This is a genomic window from Pseudomonas sp. MYb541 (genome assembly GCF_037479595.1).
Taxonomy (GTDB): Bacteria; Pseudomonadota; Gammaproteobacteria; order Pseudomonadales; family Pseudomonadaceae; genus Aquipseudomonas; species Aquipseudomonas canadensis.
This window is the reverse complement of the sequence record NZ_JBBGYS010000004.1, coordinates 125,167-148,838: the sequence shown is the minus strand read 5'-3', so window position 1 is coordinate 148,838 and position 23,672 is coordinate 125,167. Positions and strand designations below refer to the sequence as shown.

The following is a 23,672-nucleotide window of genomic DNA, read 5'->3' as shown; positions in this document are numbered from 1 at the left end:
TACGATAAAGCGCAATGACCGCCGCTCTGGCATAAGTCTTGCGCGCTTTGTTCCCATGCCCTGGCTCGCAGGAGGCCGCCGTGTCGATTCATGTCGCGTTGCACCACGTTACGCATTACCGCTACGACCGCGCTGTCGAGCTCGGCCCACAAATCGTGCGGTTGCGCCCAGCAGCCCATAGCCGCACGCGGATTTTGTCCTACGCGCTGAAAGTGCTGCCTGAGCAGCATTTCATCAACTGGCAGCAGGACCCCCAGGGCAATTACCTGGCGCGGTTGGTGTTCCCGGAAAAGACTGACGAGCTGCGCATCGAAGTCGACCTGGTCGCTGAAATGGCGGTGTTCAACCCCTTCGACTTTTTCCTCGAGCCCTATGCCGAGAAAATCCCCTTCAGCTACGCCGCCGACGAGCAGCGTGAGCTGGCGCCGTACTTGGAAACCCTGCCGTTGACGCCGAAGTTCGCCGCGTACCTGGCGGGTATCGACCGCACACCCTTGCCGGCCGTGGACTTTCTGGTGGGCCTCAATCAGCGCTTGGCGGCCGATATCGGCTACCTGATCCGCATGGAGCCAGGCGTGCAAACCCCAGAGTTCACCCTGGAAAACGCCTCTGGCTCATGCCGCGACTCGGCCTGGTTGCTGGTGCAGATTCTGCGCAATCTGGGGCTGGCAGCACGTTTCGTGTCCGGTTACCTGATTCAGCTCACGGCTGACGTCAAAGCCCTCGATGGGCCCTCCGGCACCGAAGTGGACTTCACCGACCTGCACGCCTGGTGCGAAGTGTATTTGCCCGGCGCCGGCTGGATTGGCCTGGATGCCACGTCCGGGTTGTTCGCCGGTGAAGGCCATATTCCGTTGGCGTGTAGTCCCGATCCATCGTCCGCCGCACCGATCAGTGGGCTGGTGGAGCCTTGCGAGTGCGAATTCACCCACGAAATGTCGGTTGAGCGGATTTGGGAAGCCCCACGCGTCACCAAGCCTTACACCGAAGAACAATGGCTGGCGATCCAGGCCTTGGGCCGTCAGATCGATGGCGACCTGCTCAAGGACGATGTGCGCCTGACCATGGGCGGCGAGCCGACCTTCGTTTCCATCGACGATCCCGACGGCGCCGAGTGGAACACCGCCGCCTTAGGTCCGGACAAGCGCCGACTGTCTGCCGAGCTGTTCCAGCGCATGCGCAAGCACTACGCACCCAAGGGGTTGGTGCACTTCGGCCAGGGCAAGTGGTACCCCGGCGAGCAACTGCCGCGTTGGTCGCTCAACTGCTACTGGCGCCGCGACGGTGTGCCGATCTGGCACAACAGCGCGTTGATTGCCGATGAGCAGGCGGACTACGGCGCTGACGGTGCGCTGGCCGGACGTTTCCTGGCCGGCGTCGCAGAGCGCCTCAAATTACCGGCGCGCTTTGTGTTCCCGGCGTTCGAAGACAACTTCTACTACCTGTGGCGCGAGGGTGCGCTGCCGCAGAACGTCACCGCCCAAGATCCGCGGCTGAGCGACGATCTGGAGCGCGAACGCCTGCGCAAGGTGTTCAGCCAGGGCCTGGATAAAGTCATCGGCCAAGTGCTGCCGTTGGCGCGTACGGCAGCCAATGACCGCTGGCAAAGCGGGCGCTGGTATTTGCGCGACAACCACTGCCGCCTGGTGCCGGGGGATTCGCCGCTGGGTTATCGCCTGCCATTGGCCTCGCAGCCATGGGTGACGGCGGCGGAGTATCCGTTTGTGCACCCGACTGACCCGAATCAGGATCAGCCGGAGCTGCCGTCCACTGTGCAACTGCAACACCATGATGAGGCCGCGCCGAGCGAGGAGCGTGTGCCCAAGGTGGACGAGTCCGCCGACTGGCTGACTCGCACCGCTCTGTGCGCTGAGGCACGGGAAGGGCGCCTCTATCTGTTCATGCCGCCCCTGGAGCGCGTCGAAGACTATCTGGAACTGGTGGCAGCCATTGAAGCCACTGCCGAAGAGCTGCACTGCCCGGTATTGCTGGAAGGCTACGAGCCGCCGGCCGACACGCGGCTGAGTAACTTCCGCGTCACGCCGGACCCGGGTGTGATTGAGGTCAACGTGCAGCCGTCCGCCACTTGGGACGAATTGGTGGAACGCACCGAATTTCTCTACGAAGAGGCGCGGCAAACGCGATTGACCACCGAAAAATTCATGATCGACGGGCGTCACACCGGCACCGGCGGCGGTAATCACTTTGTACTCGGTGGTGCAACGCCCAAGGACTCACCGTTCCTGCGCCGACCCGATCTGCTGCGCAGTCTGATCAGCTACTGGCACAACCATCCGTCATTGTCCTACCTGTTTTCCGGCCTGTTCATCGGCCCGACTTCCCAGGCTCCACGGGTGGACGAGGCGCGTAATGACGCGTTGTACGAACTGGAAATCGCCTTCGCACAAATGCCAGAACCCGGTGAGGAATGCCCGCCGTGGTTGGTGGACCGCCTGCTGCGCAACCTGCTGATCGACGTGACTGGCAACACCCACCGCGCCGAATTCTGCATCGACAAACTCTACTCGCCGGACGGCGCCACCGGCCGCCTCGGCCTGCTGGAACTGCGCGCGTTTGAAATGCCGCCCCATGCCCGCATGAGCCTGACCCAGCAATTGCTGCTGCGCGCCTTGGTCGCGCGATTCTGGCGCGAACCCTACGCGCCGCCGAAGCTGGCACGTTGGGGCACAGAGCTGCACGACCGTTTCCTGCTGCCGCATTTCATCGAGCAAGACTTTGCCGACGTGATCGTCGAACTCAACAGCGCCGGCTATCCGCTGCGCGCCGAGTGGTTTGCCGCGCACCTGGAATTCCGTTTCCCCAAAGTGGGTGACTACGCCGTCAGCGGGATCGAGCTGGAGCTGCGTCAGGCTCTGGAACCCTGGCACGTCCTGGGCGAGGAGGGCGCGGTCGGCGGCACAGTGCGTTATGTGGATTCATCTCTTGAGCGCCTGCAAGTCAAATTGACCGGGCTGCCCTCGCAGCGCTACCTGCTGACCTGCAATGGCGTCCCGGTGCCGCTGCAACCGACTGGGCGAGTCGGTGAGTTCGTCGCTGGCGTGCGTTACCGCGCCTGGCAACCGGCTAACTGCCTGCAACCGACCATCCCGGTGCATGCGCCGCTGGTGTTCGATCTGCTGGACACTTGGATGCAGCGTTCGCTGGGCGGCTGCCAATACCACGTCGCCCATCCGGGTGGGCGCAACTACGACAGCCTGCCGGTGAATGCCAACGAGGCAGAGAGCCGGCGCATGGCGCGGTTTTTCCGGTTGGGGCATAGCCCAGGGAAGCTCGACGTGCCGACGGTTGTCATTAACGACGAATTGCCGATGACCCTGGATCTACGGCGTTTCCCCAATAAAAATGACTGAATGCGATCCCCTGTGGACGCTAGCTTTTGTGGTGAGCGAGCTTGCCTCGCGCGGGGCAAGCCCGCTCACCACAAAAGCCGGGGGCTACAGGGGATTTGCAGTGTTTGTTGAGTTAATCTGAGCCCCCTTGCCTCTGCCGAGCGTTCCATGTCCGACTTGCTCGACCGTTACCCGCTGACCGCGGGCACTTATCACGAACTGCTGGATGACAGCGGCGCGGTGCGTGCCCATTGGCGGCGCTTGCTGGATCACCTGCAACGCAGCACGCCCGCGCAACTGGCCCAGCGCCAGGCGCTGTTGACCCGGCAGATCCAGGAAAACGGCGTGACCTATAACGTCTACGCCGACCCCAAGGGCGCCGACCGCCCGTGGGAGCTGGACCTACTGCCCCATGTGTTGGCCGCTGATGAATGGCAGCACCTGTCGGCGGGTATCGCGCAACGTGCACGCCTGCTCAATGCCGTACTGGCCGATCTCTATGGCCCGCAACGCCTGATCAAGGAAGGCTTGCTGCCGGCTGAGCTGGTATTCGGACATAACAATTTCCTGTGGCCGTGCCAGGGCATCCAGCCGCCGGACGGTGCGTTCCTGCACCTCTATGCCGTGGACCTGGCGCGCACGCCGGATGGTCGCTGGTGGGTCACCGCCGACCGTACCCAGGCGCCGTCCGGTGCCGGATATGCGTTGGAAAACCGCACCATCGTGTCCCGCGCCTTCCCGGATCTTTACCGTGACTTGCAGGTGCAGCATCTCACCGGGTTCTTCCGCACCTTGCAGGAAACCCTGGCCCGCCAGGCGCCCGGTGATGACCAGCCGCCGCTGATCGTGCTGCTGACGCCCGGCCGGTTCAATGAAAGTTACTTCGAGCATCTTTACCTCGCCCGCCAGCTCGGCTACCCGCTGGTGGAGGGCGGCGACCTCACCGTGCGCGACAGCACTGTGTTCCTGAAAACCCTCAGCGGCCTACGCCGGGTGCACGCGATCATGCGTCGCCTCGACGATGATTTCTGCGACCCGCTTGAGCTGCGCACTGACTCGGCCCTCGGCGTACCGGGTTTGCTGGATGCCGTGCGCCAAGGCAATGTGCTGGTGGCCAATGCCCTGGGCAGCGGCGTGCTGGAGTCCCCCGGTTTGCTGGGCTTTCTGCCGAAGATCAACGAATTCCTGTTTGGCGAAAAACTGATTCTGCCGTCCATCGCCACCTGGTGGTGCGGTGAGGCGCCGGTGCTGGCCGAAGCGCTGGAGAAACTGCCGGAGTTGCTGATCAAACCCGCGTTTCCGTCGCAGAGTTTTGCGCCGGTATTCGGCCGCGACCTCAACGACGAACAACGCCAGGCCTTGGCCGAGCGCATGCGCGCGCGGCCCTACGCCTACGTCGCCCAGGAGCTGGCTCAATTGTCCCAGGCGCCGGTATGGCACACCGTGGATGACCACCTGCAACACCGCGCCATCGGCATGCGCGTATACGCCGTGGCCAGTGACGACGGTTACCGTGTGCTGCCCGGTGGCCTGACGCGCGTAGCGGCCGAAGCCGATGCCGAAGTGGTGTCGATGCAACGCGGTGGTGCCAGCAAGGACACCTGGGTACTCGGCGAGCGCGCCGCCGGTGGCGAACACTGGCGTGCACAGCGTGCGATTGGCGCCCATGACCTGGTACGCCGCGATCCTTATCTACCGTCCCGCGTAGTGGAAAACCTGTTCTGGTTTGGCCGTTACTGCGAACGCTGCGACGACAGCGCGCGTTGGCTGCGTATCGTGCTGGCGCGTTATGTGGATGGCGACGACCCGCTGGCCCTGCAGGCGGCTGTCGAGCTGGGTGAAAACCTGCGGCTGCTGCCGGAAGAGGGCGAGTTGCCCGAACGCCTGCTGGCGGCGCTGCTCGGCGATGACTGGCCGTCGAGCCTGCGCGCCAACCTGCAACGCTTGCAGTGGGCGGCGTCGCAGGTACGCGGCAAACTGTCCCGGGAGAACTGGCAGGCCCTGGTGGAGCTGCAGCGCGAAGCCGTGGAGCTGGAAAGCGAGTCACCGGATTTTGGCGAGTTGCTGGACTTCCTCAACCGTCTGGTGATGTCCCTGGCGGCGTTGTCCGGGTTTGCCCTGGATGACATGACCCGTGACGAAGGCTGGCGCTTTTTGATGATGGGCCGGCGTATCGAGCGCCTGCAATTCCTGAGCAGCAGCCTGGCGGCGTTCCTGCGCGGCGTGGCGGTGTTTGACCAGGCGGGATTGGAGTGGTTGCTGGAACTGGGCAACAGCAGCATCACCTACCGTTCGCGTTACCTTGCGGTGCCGCAACTGATCCCGGTACTCGACTTGCTGCTGCTGGACGAGCAGAACCCCCATGCGGTGTTGTTCCAGCTCAAGTTGGTGAGCCGCACGCTGCGGCGTCTCAATGACGACTTTGGTGTGCCACGGGAAACCGGTCTCGGCCCGTTGGTGGAGCGCCTGGCGCGGTTCGACCTCGGTTGCCTGGAGAACCCGTTGTTTGGTGAGGCCAGCGTGCGTGCCGCATTGGACGGCCTGGCGGACCTGCTGCAAGCAGTCGCCGATGAGAGTGGGCAAGTGTCGGACCGCCTGGCCTTGCGTCACTTTGCCCATGTGGATGATGTCAGCCAGCAAACGGTGTCGGTGTGATGAGTGCGCGCTACCAGATTTTCCACGATACCCATTACCACTATGACAGCCCGGTGTCCCTGGCCCAGCAGTTGGCGCATTTGTGGCCACGGCCGTGCGCCTGGCAGCGTTGCAGCTTGCAGCAACTGGATATCAGCCCGGAACCGACCTCGCGCCGCGATGAGCTGGACGTGTTTGGCAACCCGATCACGCGCCTGGCATTCGAGCGGCCTCATGATGAATTGCTGGTAAACGCCGGGCTGACCGTGGAAGTGCTGGCGCGGCCGGCGCTGGATTTCCAGCAGTCGCCCGCCTGGGACCAGACCCGCGACAGCCTGACCTACAGCAGCCAGCCTATGTCCGGTGAATTGATCGAAGCCTGCCGCTACCGCTTCGAATCGCCCTACGTGCACTTGAAGAAAACCTTCGTCGAATTTTCCGAAAGCTGCTTTCCTCCCGGCAAACCGCTGCTGCTGGGCGTGCAGGCGCTGATGGAAAAGATCTTCAGCGAATTTACCTTCGACGCCGAGGCCACCCAAGTCGCCACGCCGCTGGTGGAAGTGCTGGAGCGCCGTCGCGGCGTGTGCCAGGACTTCGCCCACCTGATGCTCGCCTGCCTACGCTCGCGGGGCCTCGCGGCACGCTATATCAGCGGCTACCTGCTTACCCAGCCACCGCCCGGCCAGCCACGGCTGATCGGCGCCGATGCGTCCCACGCGTGGGTCTCGGTGTATTGCCCGGTTTCGGGCTGGGTGGATTTCGATCCGACGAACAATGTGCAGCCGGCACTGGAGCACATCACCCTGGCCTGGGGCCGGGACTTTTCCGATGTGTCGCCGTTGCGAGGGGTGATTCTGGGGGGAGGGAGCCATGACCCGGAGGTGAGGGTAACGGTGATGCCGCTGGAATAACGGTGGATTGTGCCGAGCCGGGCGGGCCGGCTCAGCACAAAGGAATTTATTCAGCCGGATCTTTTGGTGTTTCGGTCTCGTCGCTCGTTTCTTCACCATCAACATCGGCGTTCAGCCCATTGGCCTCTTCTTCTGCAGCGGCTTTCTTGCGTTGCAGTTTTTCCTCTTTCTTCTGCTCCTTGGCCAAGTCTCTCTGACGTTTGGCGAAGGAGTAATTAGGTTTGGCCATGGGCGATCCTCTAGGGTCGAAGGTGAGGGTGGCGGCGCGCAGCTGCCTTGGGACGACATGGTAGCAGCTTCAGGGTGCGCTTGGCCTTCACTTACCGCAGGCGTAGGCGGCCAGAAGGCCGTTGAACAGTTGGTTGAGGTGCATGGCTCGAACTCCGATGGGTGATGAGTCGATCATAGTCAGGGGGTTGTACTTTGGCTGGTAGATTGTGTTGATAAGTCTGATAGCCTAAAGTTGTATACAATCTGTTGATTCAGATCATAAGAATTCCTGCCTGATTCAGGCACCCTTGTCGCAATACGCGTTTTTTAAACCCTGCCTTGGAGATTCACATGTTTGCCAAACTCGTTGCTGTTTCCCTGCTGACTCTGGCGAGCGGCCAGTTGCTTGCTGCAGAGTGCAAGGTCACTGTCGACTCCACCGACCAAATGTCCTTCAACACCAAAGCCATTGAAATCGACAAGAGCTGCAAGACGTTCACCGTTGAGCTGACTCACTCCGGCAACCTGCCGAAAAACGTCATGGGCCATAACTGGGTGCTGACCAGCGCCGCTGACATGCAGCCGGTTGCCACCGACGGCATGGCTGCCGGTATCGATAAGGACTACCTGAAGGAAGGCGACGCACGCATCATCGCCCACACCAAGATCATCGGTGCTGGCGAGAAAGATTCGGTGACCTTCGATGTGTCGAAGCTGAAGGCGGGCACTGACTACGCATTCTTCTGCTCGTTCCCAGGCCACATCTCGATGATGAAAGGCTCTGTGACCCTGAAGTAACACCGCGTTATCGTTCTTCGCAGGCAAGCCAGCTCCTACAGTTGACCGCATTCTCATGCTGGAACTAGGTCAACTGTGGGAGCTGGCTTGCCTGCGATGGCGATCAGGCAATCAATACAAAACTACCTGTCTCACCTCATGGCGCAAACGGCATGACCCGCTTGTGCTCGGTCTTGCGGTAGGTGTCGCAGATAATCTTGAACGCTTCCTCACGCACCGGCTCGCCGTGCAGGAACGCATCGATCTCGGCGTAGGTCACGCCATGTGACGCTTCGTCCGGCTTGCCTGGCGACAGGTCTTCGAGATCGGCAGTCGGAATCTTCTCCACCAACGACTCCGGCGCGCCAAAGTGCCGCGCGATCGCACGCACCTGGTTCTTCACCAGGCCGCTCAACGGCGCCAAATCGCATGCGCCATCACCGAACTTGGTGAAAAAGCCCATCACCGCTTCCGCTGCATGGTCGGTGCCGATCACCAGGCCACCGGCTGCGCCTGCGATGGTGTACTGCGCCACCATGCGCATGCGCGCCTTGGTGTTGCCCAGCACGAAATCCCGGGATACCGCAGCCTTGCCCTCAAACGCTGCCACTTCATTGGCCAGCGCCTTGACCGCCGGGCCGATGTTCACGGTGTGGCGCTCGTCCGGCTCGATAAAGTCCACCGAGGCGGTGGCATCGATTTCGTCGAACTGGGTTTCGTAAGGCAGGCGCACCGCAATAAAGCGGTAAGCCTCATCACCGCTGTTCTCACGCAATTCTTTCACCGCGCGTTGGGCCAAGAGGCCTGCGGTCAGGGAGTCGACGCCACCGCTGATGCCCAGCACCAGCGTCTTGAGCCCGGAATTGCGCAGGCAGTCCTGGATAAAGGTCACGCGGCGGGCAACCTCGGCCTCTAGGGCGGCTTGGTCGTTGAACGGCGCTTGGACCTTGAGCTGTTCAGCAATCTCACGCTGTACGGCTTGCATGATTCACTCCTTGCTAGAGATGGCAGGTACTTTGAAAACATGACGCAAATAGGCGACGAAATTCGGGTCGGTGCAGTGGGTCTTGCCCGCTTCATCGGAGATCTTCGCGACGGGTTGGCCATTGCAGGCGGTCATTTTAAGCACGATGCTCATCGGCTCAACACCTGGAATGTCGCAGGTCAGGTTGGTGCCGATGCCGAAGCTCACATTAATGCGACCACGCAGGGCGCGGAATATCTCCAGGGCCTTGGGCAGTGACAGGCTGTCGGAGAACACCAACGTCTTGCTCATCGGCTCGATGCCGAGCTTGTGGTAGTGGGCGATGGCTTTTTCTGCCCATTGCACGGGATCGCCGGAGTCATGGCGCAGGCCGTCGAACAGCTTGGCGAAGTACAGGTCGAAGTCGCCCAGGAACGCGTCGGTGGTGATGCAGTCGGTCAGGGCGATGCCCAGCAGGCCACGGTATTCGCGGACCCAGCAGTCGAGCGCGGCGATCTGGCTGTCGATCAGGCGCGGTCCGAGTTGCTGGTGGGCCATGATCCACTCGTGGGCCATGGTGCCCAGCGGCTTCATATCGAACTCGCGGGCCAGGTGCACGTTGCTGGTGCCGACGAAACGGCCGGGGAAGTCGTGCTTGAGCACGCTGACCACTTCTTCCTGCACCCGGTACGAAAAGCGCCGACGCGTGCCGAAGTCGGCCACTTGCAGCTCCGACAGTTCATCGCTGCTGGCGTTGGCCGTCAGCCAGTCGAACTTGCGGTACAGCTGCTCCCGCGCCTGTTCGAGGATCACGGTCTGGTAACGGTAGCGGTTACGCACTTCGCTGACGATGGCCAGCATCGGCACTTCAAACAGGATCACATGCAGCCACGGCCCGCGCAGGCGGATGAACAGTTCGCCGTTCTCGATGCCAGTCTGTACGTAGCGCAGGTTGAAGCGGAACAGCCCGAGGAAGCGCAAAAAGTCCGGCTTCATGAAGCTGATGCGTTCCAGGAAACCCAACTGGTCGGGGCTCAGGCTCAGCTCGGCGAGGCGTTCGATCTGGTAGCGGATCTCCGCCAGGTAAGGGCGCAGGTCTTCGCTGTTACGGCAGCGGAACTCCCATTCAACTTCCACGTTGGGGTAGTTGTGCAGCACCGCCTGCATCATGGTCAGCTTGTAGAAGTCGGTGTCGAGCAAGTTCTGCACGATGCGATCGGCAAACACACTCTCGCTCATAACGGGAATCTCCAGACGGGTCGGCGATGGGCGCCGACCTTTACGCACAATTAAGGAAGGGGGCTAGTGGCGCATAGACGCGGGTCGGTTTGCCAGTGATTTTTTTGTCGAGGCTACTGGCGCTATCGCCGGCAAGCCGGCTCCTACCTTGAAATATGGAGCTGGCTTGCCGGCGATGGCGGTAGTCAGCCATCCACCTGCTCCATCATCCACTTCACAAAATCGCGCACCTTGGGCACCTCCGCCGAATGCTCCGGATACGCCAGGTAATATGCATCCTGACTGGGCATCGCATGCTGCCAGGGGATCACCAGCTTGCCATCGGCCAGTTCCTCTTCCACCAGAAAGCGCGGCAGCAGCGCCACGCCACAACCCACCTGCGCGGCACGGATGCACATATAAAAGGTGTCGAACCGCGGCCCGTGATAGCTGTGCTCGGTCTGGTAGCCCTGGCTGGCGAACCAGTCATGCCAGCCCTGGGGGCGCGAGGCGTTTTGCAGCAGCACCAGGTTGCTCAATTGCGTGGGGTCAGAGAATGGCTGCGCCGGCAGGCTCTCCGGCGCGCACACCGGTACAAGCTCTTCGCTGAACAGTTTCAGGCTCTCGGTGCCGGGGCGTGAACCCTGGCCGAAGTAGAACGCCATGTCGGCCTTGCCTTGCAGCAACTCATCCGGCTCCTGTTCATTGCACAGGTCCAGGTGGATCTGCGGGTGACGCAGTCGCCAGCCCTTCAGGCGCGGCACCAGCCAGCGCGCGCCGAAGGTGTAGGGCGTGGAGACCCGCAGCACTTCGGTTTCGCCACCGTAGGAGCGCAGGTAGTGAGTCGACATCTCCACCTGCGTGAGGATCTTGCGCACCTCCACCAGGTACAAGTCACCCGCTGGGGTCATCTGCAAGCGCCGGCGCACGCGGCGGAACAGCAAGTGCTGCAGCAACTCTTCCAACTGCGCCACCTGCTTGCTCACCGCGCTCTGCGTGAGGTTCAGTTCCTCGGCGGCGCGGGTGAAGCTCAGGTGGCGGGTGGCGGCTTCGAAGCACTGCAAGGCGGTGATCGAAGGCAAATGTCTTTTGTTCAGCACGGCACGCCTCTTTTTTATTCTTTGCATGAATAAACGGAATGATATCTCGCCTAATCGTCGTTTGTTGGCAAGTCTTGGGCCAGCTACAAATAAGCTCTGGATCGCCGTGTCGCCAGCGGCGCGAATTTTCTGTTTGAGATTGAAGGAGTGACCCATGGTTGCCGCATTGCTTGATCGTCTCGGGGTAAACCCGGCGCTGTACCAGTCGGGCAAGCAGCCCGTGCATTCGCCGATTGATGGCAGCCGTATCGGCAGTGTGCACTGGGAAGGTGCCGCCGAGGTGGAGCAACAGGTCAGTCGCGCCGAGCATGCATTCGAGGCCTGGCGCAAAGTGCCAGCACCGCGCCGTGGCGAACTGGTGCGCCAGTTCGGTGACGTATTGCGCGAATACAAGGCCGACCTGGGCGAGCTGGTGTCCTGGGAAGCCGGCAAGATCACCCAGGAAGGCCTGGGTGAAGTGCAGGAAATGATCGACATCTGCGACTTCGCTGTCGGTTTGTCGCGCCAGTTGTACGGCTTGACCATCGCCTCCGAGCGCCCAGGCCACCATATGCGTGAAACCTGGCATCCGCTGGGCGTGGTTGGCGTGATCAGTGCCTTTAACTTCCCGGTCGCCGTGTGGGCGTGGAACACCACCCTGGCGCTGGTATGCGGCAACGCCGTGATCTGGAAACCCTCGGAAAAGACCCCGCTCACTGCGCTGGCCTGCCAGGCGTTGTTCGAGCGCGTGCTGAAGAAATTCGATGGCGCCCCGGAATACCTGAGCCAAGTGATCATCGGCGGCCGCGACGCCGGTGCTGCACTGGTGGACGACCCGCGTGTCGCCCTGATCAGCGCCACCGGCAGCACCCGCATGGGCCGCGAAGTGGCGCCGAAAGTCGCCGCACGTTTTGCCCGCAGCATCCTCGAACTGGGCGGCAACAACGCGATGATCCTCGGCCCGAGCGCCGACCTGGACATGGCCGTGCGCGCCATCCTGTTCAGCGCCGTCGGCACTGCCGGCCAACGCTGCACCACCCTGCGTCGGCTGATCGCCCATGAGTCGGTGAAAGAAGAAATCGTCACCCGCCTCAAGGCCGCTTATTCCAAAGTGCGCATCGGCCACCCGCTGGAAGGCAACCTGATCGGCCCGCTGATCGACAAGCACGGCTTCGACAACATGCAGGACGCCCTGGAGCAAGCCTTGAGCGAAGGCGGCAAGGTGTTCGGCGGCAAGCGCCAACTGGAAGACACGTTTCCGAATGCCTACTACGTATCGCCAGCGATTGTGGAAATGCCCGAGCAAAGCGACGTGGTGTGCACCGAGACCTTCGCGCCGATCCTCTATGTGATTGGCTACACCGACTTCAACGAAGCCCTGCGTCTGAACAACGCCGTGCCTCAAGGCCTGTCATCGTGCATCTTCACCACCGACGTGCGTGAAGCCGAGCAATTCATGTCGGCAGTGGGCAGCGACTGTGGCATCGCCAACGTCAACATCGGCCCGAGCGGCGCGGAAATCGGCGGCGCGTTTGGCGGCGAGAAAGAGACCGGCGGCGGGCGTGAATCGGGTTCGGATGCGTGGCGTGGGTACATGCGTCGCCAGACCAATACTGTGAACTACTCGCTGGAGTTGCCGCTGGCACAGGGCATCACGTTCGACTGATTCCTGAAGTCGAAGCGCGGTCAATGTGGGAGCTGGCTTGCCTGCGATAGCATCACCCAGGGGTACCTGATACACCGAGGTGCCTGCATCGCAGGCAAGCCAGCTCCCACATTTGATTGGGTTTGCAATTCAAAATAACAGTTGTTTGTTAGGTTTCATCCCGGAGTCTGGCAATGGCACTACGCGAAACATGTTTGTGGGAGCACCTCACCCCCAGCCGGCCGGACCGTGCCGCGCTCAAGGGCGAAGTCAAGGTGGATGTGTGCGTGATCGGCGCCGGGATCACCGGTTTGTCGGCGGCCATTCATTTGCTGGAACAGGGCAAAAGCGTCGCCGTGCTGGAGGCCCATCGCACCGGCCATGGTGGTTCCGGGCGCAACGTGGGGCTGGTCAACGCCGGCATGTGGATCCCGCCGGACGAGATCGAAGCCGGTTTCGGCGAGGCGGTGGGCAGCCAGCTCAACCGCATGTTGGGTGCGGCGCCGTCCCTGGTGTTCAGCCTGATCGACAAATACACCATCGATTGCCAATTGCGCCGTGAAGGCACCTTGCACATGGCGCACAACGCCCGTGGCGAGGCGGATTTGCGCAGTCGTGAAGCACAATGGAAACGCCGGGGCGCGCCAGTGGAGCTGCTTACCGGCCAGGCTTGCGAACAGGCCACCGGCACCAAAAAGATCGCCGCCGCCTTATTGGACCGGCGCGCTGGCACCTTGAACCCGATGGCCTACACCAGTGGCTTGGCCAATGCTGCTGCCGGGCTTGGCGGGCAGTTGTTTGATCACTCACCGGTCACTCAGCTTGAGCGCCAAGGCTCGCACTGGTCGGTGCAGACCGCTCAGGGTTCAGTGCAGGCTGCACAGGTGGTGATCGCCTCCAACGCCTACACCGAGGGCGAATGGACCGAGTTGCGGCGCAATTTTTTCCCCGGCTATTACTATCAGGTCGCGTCGGCTCCGCTCACGGGCGACGCCGCCCGACAGATCCTGCCCGGTGGCCAGGGTTCATGGGATACGCGCCAGGTGCTGAGCAGCATTCGCCGCGATGCCGATGGCCGTCTGTTACTCGGCAGCCTGGGCAACGGCAATCAGAAACCCGCCTGGTTCCTCAAGGCGTGGGCCGATCGGGTGCAGCAGCACTACTTCCCGTACCTCAAATCGGTGCAGTGGGAGTTCACCTGGACCGGCTGTATCGCCTTCACCCCAGACCATTTGATGCGCCTGTTCGAACCAGCGCCCGGCCTCGTAGCAGTGACGGGCTATAACGGCCGCGGCGTAACCACCGGCAGTGTGGTCGGCAAGGCATTTGCCGACTACCTGTGTCACCAGAATCCCCAGGCGCTGCCGATTCCGTTCGCTCCCATGCAACCGCTGGCCGGAGTGGGCCTGCGCAGCTGTCTGTATGAAGCCGGCTTCTCGCTGTATCACGCCGGCCAATGCCTGAGGATCGTGATCTGATCAGCGAAATACCGCTCAAAAGCCTGCATTTTCTTAGCAGGCTACTAATCTGTATTGGTGCAAGTCGTAGCAATCACGCACTGTAAATGTGCAGTTCCGTTACGCCGTTTGTTACAGCGCCAGGAACTGTCGTTTATAGGCTTGGTTGCAGGTGCGACCTGTCGCGGTTGTACTTTTCCGATCCATTGGTTGCACCTATAGACGCTAGAGGGTTGCACGTCCTGGCGAATGGAGGCGAAACGCCTGCAATAACAATGACACCGTGTCTTTTTGAAGAATAAAAACGTAATGGCACGCGCCTTGCTCTGGGCTTTCAGTGAAAGGTTTGAATGCAAGTTGTCGTGCCAAAAATCAAAAATATCGGAGCACCACTCATGTCCCAGACGTTTTACAAGAAAGGTTTTCTGGCCCTCGCCGTTGCAGCGGCGCTGGGTGTTTCTACGTTTGTTCAAGCTGATGTGAAGATCGGCGTCGCGGGGCCCATGACGGGCGCCAACGCCGCTTTCGGTGAGCAGTACATGAAGGGTGCCCAGGCGGCAGCCGATGTGATCAACAAGGCCGGCGGCATCAACGGCGAAAAAATCGTGCTGGTGGCCGGTGACGATGCTTGCGAACCCAAACAAGCCGTGGCCGTGGCCAACCGCCTGGCTGACCAGGACAAAGTGATCGGCGTGGTCGGGCACTTCTGCTCTTCCAACACCATCCCGGCCTCCGAGGTGTATGACGAAGCTGGCATCATCGCTATCACCCCAGGCTCCACCAACCCACAAGTGACCGAACGCGGCCTGGCCGCCATGTTCCGCATGTGTGGGCGTGACGACCAGCAAGGCATCGTCGCCGGTGACTACATCGTTGACGTGCTCAAGGGCAAGAAAGTCGCCGTCATCAACGACAAGGACACCTACGGCAAAGGCCTGGCTGACGCCACCGCTGCCCAGTTGACCAAGCGCGGCGTCAAGCCGGTGCTGGAAGAAGGCCTGACCCGTGGCGAGAAAGACTTCAGCGCCCTGGTCACCAAGATCCGTTCTACTGGCGCTGACGTCGTGTACTTCGGCGGCCTGCACCCGGAAGCCGGTCCACTGGTTCGCCAGATCCGTGAAGCCGGTTTGAAAGACGTCAAGTTCATGTCCGATGACGGCGTAGTAACCGACGAACTGGTTGCCACTGCTGGCGGCAAGCAATACGTCGATGGCGTGTACATGACCTTCGGCGCCGACCCGCGCCTGCTGCCAGACAGCAAGGCCGTGGTGGAAGAGTTCCGCAAGAACGGCACCGAGCCGGAAGGCTACACCCTGTACGCCTACGCGTCGGTCCAGGCCCTGGCCGCCGGCTTCAACGGCGCCAAGTCCAACAAAGGCGAAGACGCCGCCAAGTGGCTCAAGGCTCACCCGGTAAAAACCGTCATGGGCGAAAAAGCCTGGGATTCGAAGGGTGACCTGAAGATCTCCGACTACGTGGTTTACCAGTGGGATAAAGACGGCAAATACCACCAGCTGGAAAAACAGAAGTAAGCATTAACGCGACCACGCAGGCACCACAGAGCCACTGTGGGAGCCGGGCTTGCCCGCGATGACGGACTGACAGTCGACACCTGTGTTGAATGTGAAACCGCTATCGCAGGCAAGCCAGCTCCCACAGGGGATCGAGGTTGCTAACTGCATCGTGTCCAGCAACGACTCTGTTTTTTCCTCCAGAAGCGCCGCACACCCACCGGTGTGCAGGTGCTCACCGCGTGAGATTGCGTTATGGATGGTATTTTCCTGCAGCAACTGGTCAACGGCCTGACCCTCGGGTCGGTCTATGGCCTGATCGCCATCGGCTACACAATGGTCTATGGCATCATTGGCATGATCAACTTCGCCCACGGCGAGGTTTATATGATTTCCGCTTACCTCGCGGCGATCAGTCTGGCACTGCTGGCTTACTTCGGCATCGAATCCTTCCCGCTGCTCATTCTCGGCACCTTGATCTTCACCGTCGTCGTCACTGGCGTATACGGCTGGGTCATCGAGCGTGTCGCCTACAAACCGCTGCGCAACTCCACCCGACTGGCACCGCTGATCAGCGCCATCGGTATCTCGCTGATCCTGCAGAACTACGCGCAGATCGCCCAGGGCGCCAAGCAACAAGGCATTCCCACCCTGCTGGCCGGGGCCTGGCGTGTCGATATCGGCACAGGCTTCGTTCAGTTGACGTACACCAAGGTGTTCATCCTCGTGGCGGCGTTTGCCGGCATGGCGTTGCTCACTTACATCATCAAATACACCAAGCTCGGCCGCATGTGCCGCGCCACCCAGCAAGACCGCAAGATGGCGTCGATCCTCGGCATCAACACCGACCGGGTGATCTCCTATGTGTTCGTCATCGGCGCCGCCATGGCGGCATTGGCTGGCGTGTTGATCACCCTCAACTACGGCACCTTCGACTTCTATGCCGGCTTCATCATCGGCATCAAGGCGTTTACCGCAGCGGTACTCGGCGGCATCGGCTCCCTGCCTGGGGCGATGTTGGGCGGGATCATCCTCGGTATCTCCGAGTCGTTGTTCTCGGGGTTGATCAACTCTGATTACAAAGACGTGTTCAGTTTCTCCCTGCTGGTGGTGATTCTGATTTTCCGTCCCCAGGGCCTGCTTGGTCGCCCACTTGTGGCGAAGGTGTAAACATGTCTGCTGCCAAACCCATCGATATCAAGAAAAGTGTGGTCGATACAGTCCTCGCCGGGCTGATTTCACTGGTCGTGTTCGGTCCGATCGTCGGCGTGGTCCTCGACGGCTACAGCTTCAACCTGGAACCGGCCCGCGTGGCCCTGTTGGTGGCCATCGTGATGGTCGGCCGCTTTGCCATGAGCCTGTTCCTGCAAACGCCCAAGGGCCTGAAGATCCTGCAGGGTTTTGAGAGCACCGGCTCTGGCGTGCACGTCCTGGCGCCGGACTACAAGTCGCGGTTGCGCTGGATCATCCCGGCACTGATCGTGATCGCCATCGTGTTCCCGATCTTCGCCAACAAGTACCTGCTCACCGTGGTGATCCTCGGGCTGATCTACGTGTTGCTCGGCCTGGGCCTCAACATCGTGGTCGGCCTGGCAGGCCTGCTCGACCTGGGTTACGTGGCGTTCTACGCCATCGGCGCCTACGGCCTGGCATTGGGTTATCAATACCTCGGCCTGGGTTTCTGGACGGTGCTGCCGCTGGCGGCCATCGCCGCAGCGTTGGCGGGGTGCATACTCGGGTTCCCGGTGCTACGAATGCACGGTGACTATTTGGCCATCGTGACCCTGGGCTTTGGTGAAATCATCCGTCTGGTGCTCAACAACTGGCTGTCGTTTACCGGCGGCCCCAACGGCATGCCGGTGCCCTCGCCGACCTTCCTCGGCCTGGAGTTCGGCAAGCGCGCGAAGGATGGCGGGGTTCCCTTCCATGAGTTCTTCGGCATCGACTACAACCCCAACATCAAATTCCTGTTCATCTACATCGTGCTGTTCCTGGTGGTGCTGGCCGTGCTGTACATCAAGCATCGCCTGACCCGCATGCCGGTCGGCCGCGCCTGGGAAGCCTTGCGCGAAGATGAAATCGCCTGCCGCTCCATGGGCCTGAACCACGTGTTGGTCAAGCTTTCGGCGTTCACCATCGGTGCCTCGACGGCGGGCTTGGCCGGGGTGTTCTTTGCCAGCTACCAGGGCTTCGTCAACCCGTCGTCGTTCACCTTTTTCGAGTCGGCGTTGATCCTGGCCATCGTGGTCCTGGGCGGTATGGGTTCGACGGTGGGTGTGGTGATTGCGGCATTCGTATTGACCGTTGCCCCGGAACTGCTGCGCAGCTTCTCCGAGTACCGCGTATTGCTGTTTGGCGTGTTGATGGTGGTGATGATGATTTGGCGACCACGCGGCCTGATCCGCATCAGCCGTACCGGTGTGACCCCACGTAAAGGAGTGGCGCCATGAGCAAGGAAGTCGTCCTTTCCGTAGAGCACCTGATGATGCACTTCGGTGGCATCAAGGCCTTGAGCGATGTGAGCCTTAAGGTCGAACGCAACTCGATCTTCGCCTTGATCGGCCCCAACGGCGCCGGCAAGACCACGGTGTTCAACTGCCTCACCGGCTTCTACAAAGCCAGCGGCGGCAAGATCCAACTCAACCTTCGCGGCAAGCAGACCGACGTGATCCAGTTGCTCGGCGAGCGCTTCCAGCCCACCGACTTCGTGTCGCCCAAAAGCTTCCTCAGCCGGGTGTACTACAAGATGTTCGGCGGCACCCACCTGGTGAACCGCGCCGGACTGGCGCGGACGTTCCAGAACATTCGCCTGTTCAAGGAAATGTCGGTGGTGGAAAACCTGCTGGTGGCCCAGCACATGTGGGTCAACCGCAACATGCTCGCGGGCATCCTCAATACCAAGGGCTATCGCAAGGCCGAAAGCGACGCGTTGGACCACGCGTTCTACTGGCTCGAAGTGGTGGACCTGGTGGACTGCGCCAACCGCCTGGCTGGTGAACTCTCCTACGGCCAGCAGCGCCGCCTGGAGATCGCCCGCGCCATGTGCACGCGGCCGCAGATCATCTGTCTGGACGAACCCGCTGCGGGCCTCAACCCCCAGGAAACCGAAGCCCTCAGCGCGATGATTCGCCTGCTGCGCGACGAACACGACCTCACGGTGGTGCTGATCGAACACGACATGGGCATGGTAATGAGTATTTCCGACCACATCGTGGTGCTGGACCACGGCAACGTGATCGCCGAGGGCGGCCCGGATGCGATCCGCAACGACCCGAAAGTGATTGCCGCCTACCTGGGCGCTGACGAAGAGGAGTTGGTATGAGTGCACCTATCCTCGAAATGAAGGACCTGGACGTGTATTACGGCCCGATCCAGGCCCTGAAAAAAGTCTCGCTGCACATCAACGAAGGCGAAACTGTCAGCCTGATTGGCTCCAACGGCGCGGGCAAATCCACGCTGCTGATGTCGATCTTCGGCCAGCCACGTGCCGAGTCGGGGCAGATTCTCTACAACGGTGTCGACATTACCCACAAGTCGTCGCACTACATCGCGTCCAACGGCATCGCGCAGTCGCCGGAAGGCCGGCGGGTGTTCCCCGACATGACCGTCGAGGAAAACCTGTTGATGGGCACCATCCCCATTGGCGACAAGTTTGCCCAGGAAGACATGCAGCGCATGTTCGAGCTGTTCCCACGGCTCAAGGAGCGGCGTAACCAGCGCGCCATGACCATGTCCGGCGGCGAGCAGCAAATGCTCGCCATCGCCCGCGCGCTGATGAGCCGGCCCAAGCTGTTGCTGCTGGATGAACCGAGCCTGGGCCTGGCGCCGATTGTGGTGAAGCAGATCTTTTCGACGTTGCGCGAGCTGGCCTCCACCGGGATGACCATCTTCCTGGTGGAACAGAATGCCAACCATGCGCTGCGCTTGTCGGACCGCGCGTATGTGATGGTCAACGGCGAGATTCGCCTGACCGGCACCGGCAAGGAGTTGCTGGTGAACGAGGAAGTGCGCAACGCCTACCTCGGCGGGCATTGATGTAAAACTTGATGCAGGCCTGCTGTAGGTGCCTGCTGTATGTGGGAGCTGGCTTGCCAGCTCCCACATTTGTTTTTGTGGGTTTCACAAGGCCGATGCCAAATTGTGGAAAACAAATCCAGCCTCCCTCCAAAGCGCGACATATAGCCGCCGCAAATCCCTGTTTTGTCACAGTTTTGACTTGTCCCCATCCGCTGTGGAACCGGCTGTGGGTAACGTGGGAGTAGCTGGCTGGAAGCCAATGAATCCGTGGCTTGCAGCGCAGCGGTTGTTTTTTGATCAGTGGGTTTTTGGTTGCCAGTCGGGCCCTTTGTCAACCTGTTTAAAGACACAGGTATATGACCGAAATATGTCCCGCCAGCCTGTGGATAAGTCTGTGACTAAACTCTGGAAAGACCGCCGCAGCGGCCGGATTGACTGGCCTGGAGCCATCGTTCTGATTTTGCGATCGGCGACACGCCTACATACGTCCCAGCCAAGGTCAAGCAAAAAACTTTCTAAAACTGCCTGCAGCCCTTGTGTATAGCGGCCTGAAGCATTGTGTACTTGCCCCCAAAGACTGTGGGCGCTCTTGTGGATAACCTGCGTGCATATGGCTACAAGCCACGGTTTGTATAGCCTTGCGGAATATGGTTAAAAAACGATCAGGCGTGTATCAAGTTGTGTGCTTAGCGGTTGCCGCCATCGCGGCGTACGGGCATTCTGCTGGCTGATTTTTTCCCCGATGCCCGCAAGGAGAACACCATGTCCGACACGCTGTTTATTACTGGCGCAACCTCAGGTTTCGGCGAAGCCTGCGCCCGTCGATTTGCCCAAGCTGGCTGGAAACTGGTGCTCACCGGTCGTCGTGCCGACCGCCTGAATGCGCTGGTCGAAGAGCTTTCCAAGCAGACTGAAGTGCATGGCCTGGTCGTGGATGTGCGGGATCGCAAAGGCATGGAAGATGCCATCGCCAATCTGCCTCCGTCGTTCGCCAAGCTGCGCGGGCTGATCAACAACGCCGGCTTGGCCGTGGGCACCGACCCTGCGCCCAAATGCAACCTCGACGATTGGGAAACCATGGTCGACACCAACATCAAGGGCCTGCTGACCACCACCAACCTGCTGCTGCCACGCCTGATCGCTCACGGTCGTGGTGCGGGCATCATCAACCTGGGTTCCATCGCGGGTAACTACCCTTATCCGGGCAGCCACGTGTATGGCGGTTCCAAGGCATTCGTAAAGCAGTTTTCGCTGAACCTGCGTTGCGACCTGCAAGGCACAGGCGTGCGCGTGACCAACATCGAACCGGGCCTGTGCGAGAGCGAGTTCTCGTTGGTGCGCTTTGGCGGTGACCAGGCGCGGTATGACGCGACTTATGCGGGTGCCGAGCCGATCCAGCCGCAGGATATTGCCGACACGATCTTCTGGGTCATGAATACGCCGGCGCATGTGAATATCAATCGGTTGGAGCTGATGCCGGTGAGCCAGACTTGGGCTGGGTTTGCTATCGAGCGTGGCGCCAAGGGCTGACGCTCCGTCCTGCTGGTTTTTGTGGTGAGCGAGCTTGCCTCGCGCGGGGCAAGCCCGCTCACCACAGGATCAGGTTTTTACCGGTAATCATGCGTCAAATCGGCCAAAACACGACATAAGGTACACTCCACCCGATAAAACCCCTCCGCACCGTGCGGATTTGAGGTTTTGACGGGAGGAAATGTGAGTAACCGAGATGAGCAGGCACTGCTCAAACAATCGACCATCCTGATGTTCGCCGTAGCGATCGCCGGGATTGTCACGGGTGTGATTTCTGGCGCCCAATCCATTCTGTTCGACGGCTTTTTCTCGCTGATCGCCACCGCCATCAAGGTGTTGATGCTGATCACGGCAAAGCTGATCGCCAAGAAAAGCAACGAGCGTTTCCAGTTCGGCTATTGGCACTTGGAGCCGATGGTGCTGCTGATCGAAGGCAGTTTCCTCTTGCTGATCGCCATCTATGCGTTCCTCAACGGCGTGTTCGGCATTATCAATGGCGGCCGCGAGATCGAGTTGGGGTTGGTGATCATCTACGCGGCGGTGTTTACCGTCGTCGAGTTCGCCTACTTCTTCTACGTGCGTTATCGCAATCGCCGGCTGAAATCATCGCTGATCCAGTTCGACAACATCAGTTGGCTGGTGGACGCGATGTTGTCGGTGGGCTTGCTGATCAGCTTCCTGGCGGCGCTGTTGCTCAAGTCCCAAGGCTACGGCGAGTGGGCGGTGTATGTCGACCCATTGATCCTGATCCTGCTGGCCCTGAGCATGCTGGCACCGGCGTTCAAGATCCTGCGCCCAGCGTTGCGCGAGGTGCTGGGAATCGCGCCGGACCAGTTGGACGACACAGTGCGCGAAGTGATGGAAGCGGCGCAGGCCAAACATGGTTTCGACGACTACGTGTCGTACGTGCAAAAGCACGGGCGGGCGCGGTTTATCGAGATTCATGTGGTGCTGCCGGCGGATTACCCGGTGGATAACGTCGCGACGCTGGACCGTCTGCGCGAAGAGATATCCACAGGGCTCGGTGCGCCGGATGCGGCGCGTTGGCTGACGATCAGCTTTACCGGAGATCGCAAGTGGATTGCGTGAGGTCAGTGAGACCGAGTTGACGCCTTCGCGAGCAAGCCCTGGCATTCACCCAAGATGCTGGATCAGACCCTGGTAGCAAGTCGCCAAATGATAAGGGGTAGTCGAAGGCATATCCCACCGACTCACCACACCTTGGGCATCCAGGCATTCATTCCAGCCTTTTGCATGCAGAAAATGTTGTTGCAGCGCCAGCAATTGGCGGTGCAGCACCGCTTCGCTGTTGGGTCGCAAGGTCAGTGCCCGCAGGTATTCGGCCTGTGCCCAGATGCGTTGGGTGCCGTCGCGCACCGTACCGTCCAGCGCCAGCATGCCGCTGACTGCACCGCTGAGGTTATCCACACCCTTGAGTTCTGCGTAGGCGAAAGCCCGGGTCAGCGACGCATGCAGCGGCGTACCGCGCAGCACATCCGAAGACTCCAGCAAAAAGAACCATTCGAACTGGTGCCCCGGCTCGAACCAGTTATCCACAGCGTCCAGCGGTTTTTCCATCATCACGCCGTGCTGGCGGTCGATGAAACGCTGCTGCATGGCCGTCGCCAGCGCCAGCAGGGCGGCTTGCGCGCTGGCGTCTTCACGCACCGAGAGGGTGGCAAGGAAACCTTCGGCCAGGTGCATCAGCGGGTTTTGCAGCGGGCCTGACTTGAGCGATGACCAGTTGCGTTCCAGCACGGCTTCGTACAGGCCGTCGCCTGTGGAAAATCGCTCGGCGACCACTTCCAGGGCGGCATTGAGGACCGACTCCACCAATGGCTCGCGCACCTTGGCCCAGTAATGGGCGCAGGCAAAGATGATGAAGGCGTGGGTGTAGAGGTCTTTGCGCTTGTCCAGCGGCTGGCCGGATGGGTCGATGCTGTAGAACCAGCCGCCGTGTTCGGCGTCGTGGAAGTGCCGTTGCAGTGACCGGAACAGTGCCGCTGCGCGCTCTTGCGCGAAGGCTGCGTCGGGCTCGCCGATCAGGCTGGCAAACAGGTACAACTGCCGGGCGCAGGCCATGGCGCGGTAGCGTTGCGGGGGCAGCGGGTGATGGTCGGCGTCCAGCGCTTCATAGGGCAATGCCAGGTCGGCATTCCAGCCCGGGCCTTGCCAGAGCGGCACGATCAGGCTGTGGAAGTGCGTAAGCACGGTGTTCAAGGAGGGTTGGGAAGCGCTGGGCATTGGCTGGCGTCGTCACGGCAGGGGTGTAGGCGCGCATGGTATCAGGCTTGGGTTCTGTGGTGTCTGGTCTAGCGCTATCGGGGGCAAGCCCCCTCCCACATTCGACCATGTTCACAAATAAAGGT

The 23,672-nt window shown here is 61.0% G+C and carries 18 protein-coding genes; 13 read left to right on the top strand and 5 right to left on the bottom strand.

Features of this window, described 5'->3' with window-relative positions:
• Positions 1-80: 80 nt before the first annotated feature.
• The 3 genes from WH299_RS04060 (at position 81) to WH299_RS04050 (ending at position 6,895) form a co-directional block, all read left to right on the top strand.
• Complete coding sequence (locus tag WH299_RS04060; protein ID WP_339549650.1) at positions 81-3,371, top strand: transglutaminase family protein; 3,291 nt, start codon at positions 81-83, stop codon at positions 3,369-3,371.
• Positions 3,372-3,518: 147 nt separating this feature from the next.
• Entirely contained in the window at positions 3,519-6,005 is a 2,487-nt protein-coding gene (locus tag WH299_RS04055; protein WP_323623099.1) for a circularly permuted type 2 ATP-grasp protein, read from the top strand.
• Positions 6,005-6,895, top strand: a complete 891-nt coding sequence (locus tag WH299_RS04050) for a transglutaminase family protein (protein ID WP_016976923.1) — start codon at positions 6,005-6,007, stop codon at positions 6,893-6,895. Before WH299_RS04055 ends, WH299_RS04050 begins: the two co-directional genes overlap by 1 nt.
• Before the next feature lie 46 nt (positions 6,896-6,941).
• Here the strand turns inward: WH299_RS04050 and WH299_RS04045 are convergent, their stop codons facing one another.
• Entirely contained in the window at positions 6,942-7,124 is a 183-nt protein-coding gene (locus WH299_RS04045; protein ID WP_016976924.1) for a hypothetical protein, read from the bottom strand.
• A 332-nt stretch (positions 7,125-7,456) separates the two neighbouring features.
• Here WH299_RS04045 and azu point away from each other — a divergent pair, with 332 nt between their 5' ends.
• Entirely contained in the window at positions 7,457-7,903 is a 447-nt protein-coding gene (gene azu, locus WH299_RS04040; RefSeq protein WP_339549649.1) for an azurin, read from the top strand.
• 136 nt (positions 7,904-8,039) lie between these two features.
• Here azu and nadE read toward each other — a convergent pair whose 3' ends face one another.
• The 3 genes from nadE to WH299_RS04025 all read right to left on the bottom strand — a co-directional run bounded on the left by nadE (position 8,040) and on the right by WH299_RS04025 (position 11,164).
• Positions 8,040-8,867 (bottom strand): ammonia-dependent NAD(+) synthetase, encoded by an 828-nt coding sequence (gene nadE, locus WH299_RS04035; protein ID WP_126569627.1) that lies wholly within the window; start codon positions 8,865-8,867, stop codon positions 8,040-8,042.
• A gap of 3 nt (positions 8,868-8,870) precedes the next feature.
• Entirely contained in the window at positions 8,871-10,085 is a 1,215-nt protein-coding gene (pncB, locus tag WH299_RS04030) for a nicotinate phosphoribosyltransferase (RefSeq protein WP_012721934.1), read from the bottom strand.
• 185 nt (positions 10,086-10,270) lie between these two features.
• On the bottom strand, positions 10,271-11,164 hold the full coding sequence (locus WH299_RS04025) for a LysR family transcriptional regulator (RefSeq protein ID WP_339549648.1): 894 nt from the start codon (positions 11,162-11,164) through the stop codon (positions 10,271-10,273).
• A gap of 154 nt (positions 11,165-11,318) precedes the next feature.
• On the opposite strand from WH299_RS04025, the gene amaB reads away from it, so the two are divergent.
• The 9 genes from amaB (at position 11,319) to WH299_RS03980 (ending at position 22,392) form a co-directional block, all read left to right on the top strand.
• Positions 11,319-12,809 (top strand): L-piperidine-6-carboxylate dehydrogenase, encoded by a 1,491-nt coding sequence (gene amaB / locus WH299_RS04020; RefSeq protein WP_016976929.1) that lies wholly within the window; start codon positions 11,319-11,321, stop codon positions 12,807-12,809.
• Positions 12,810-12,982: 173 nt separating this feature from the next.
• Entirely contained in the window at positions 12,983-14,266 is a 1,284-nt protein-coding gene (gene amaA / locus WH299_RS04015; RefSeq protein WP_122730606.1) for an L-pipecolate oxidase, read from the top strand.
• 374 nt (positions 14,267-14,640) lie between these two features.
• The gene (locus tag WH299_RS04010; protein WP_339549647.1) at positions 14,641-15,777 is read left to right on the top strand and encodes a branched-chain amino acid ABC transporter substrate-binding protein; all 1,137 of its coding nucleotides are present in this window, start codon (positions 14,641-14,643) and stop codon (positions 15,775-15,777) included.
• A gap of 234 nt (positions 15,778-16,011) precedes the next feature.
• Positions 16,012-16,926 (top strand): ABC transporter permease subunit, encoded by a 915-nt coding sequence (locus tag WH299_RS04005; protein ID WP_003188099.1) that lies wholly within the window; start codon positions 16,012-16,014, stop codon positions 16,924-16,926.
• 2 nt (positions 16,927-16,928) lie between these two features.
• On the top strand, positions 16,929-18,206 hold the full coding sequence (gene livM / locus WH299_RS04000) for a high-affinity branched-chain amino acid ABC transporter permease LivM (RefSeq protein WP_016976932.1): 1,278 nt from the start codon (positions 16,929-16,931) through the stop codon (positions 18,204-18,206).
• Positions 18,203-19,078 (top strand): ABC transporter ATP-binding protein, encoded by an 876-nt coding sequence (locus WH299_RS03995; protein ID WP_028615532.1) that lies wholly within the window; start codon positions 18,203-18,205, stop codon positions 19,076-19,078. The genes livM and WH299_RS03995 overlap by 4 nt, the downstream gene beginning before the upstream one ends.
• Entirely contained in the window at positions 19,075-19,791 is a 717-nt protein-coding gene (locus tag WH299_RS03990; RefSeq protein ID WP_010213569.1) for an ABC transporter ATP-binding protein, read from the top strand. The genes WH299_RS03995 and WH299_RS03990 overlap by 4 nt, the downstream gene beginning before the upstream one ends.
• A gap of 744 nt (positions 19,792-20,535) precedes the next feature.
• Complete coding sequence (locus tag WH299_RS03985; RefSeq protein WP_339549646.1) at positions 20,536-21,303, top strand: SDR family oxidoreductase; 768 nt, start codon at positions 20,536-20,538, stop codon at positions 21,301-21,303.
• 183 nt (positions 21,304-21,486) lie between these two features.
• A complete protein-coding gene (locus WH299_RS03980; protein ID WP_339549645.1) occupies positions 21,487-22,392 on the top strand; it encodes a cation diffusion facilitator family transporter in 906 nt (301 codons plus the stop codon).
• Between the two features lie 45 nt (positions 22,393-22,437).
• Here WH299_RS03980 and WH299_RS03975 read toward each other — a convergent pair whose 3' ends face one another.
• On the bottom strand, positions 22,438-23,547 hold the full coding sequence (locus tag WH299_RS03975) for an AGE family epimerase/isomerase (protein WP_339549644.1): 1,110 nt from the start codon (positions 23,545-23,547) through the stop codon (positions 22,438-22,440).
• Between the last annotated feature and the right edge of the window lie 125 nt (positions 23,548-23,672).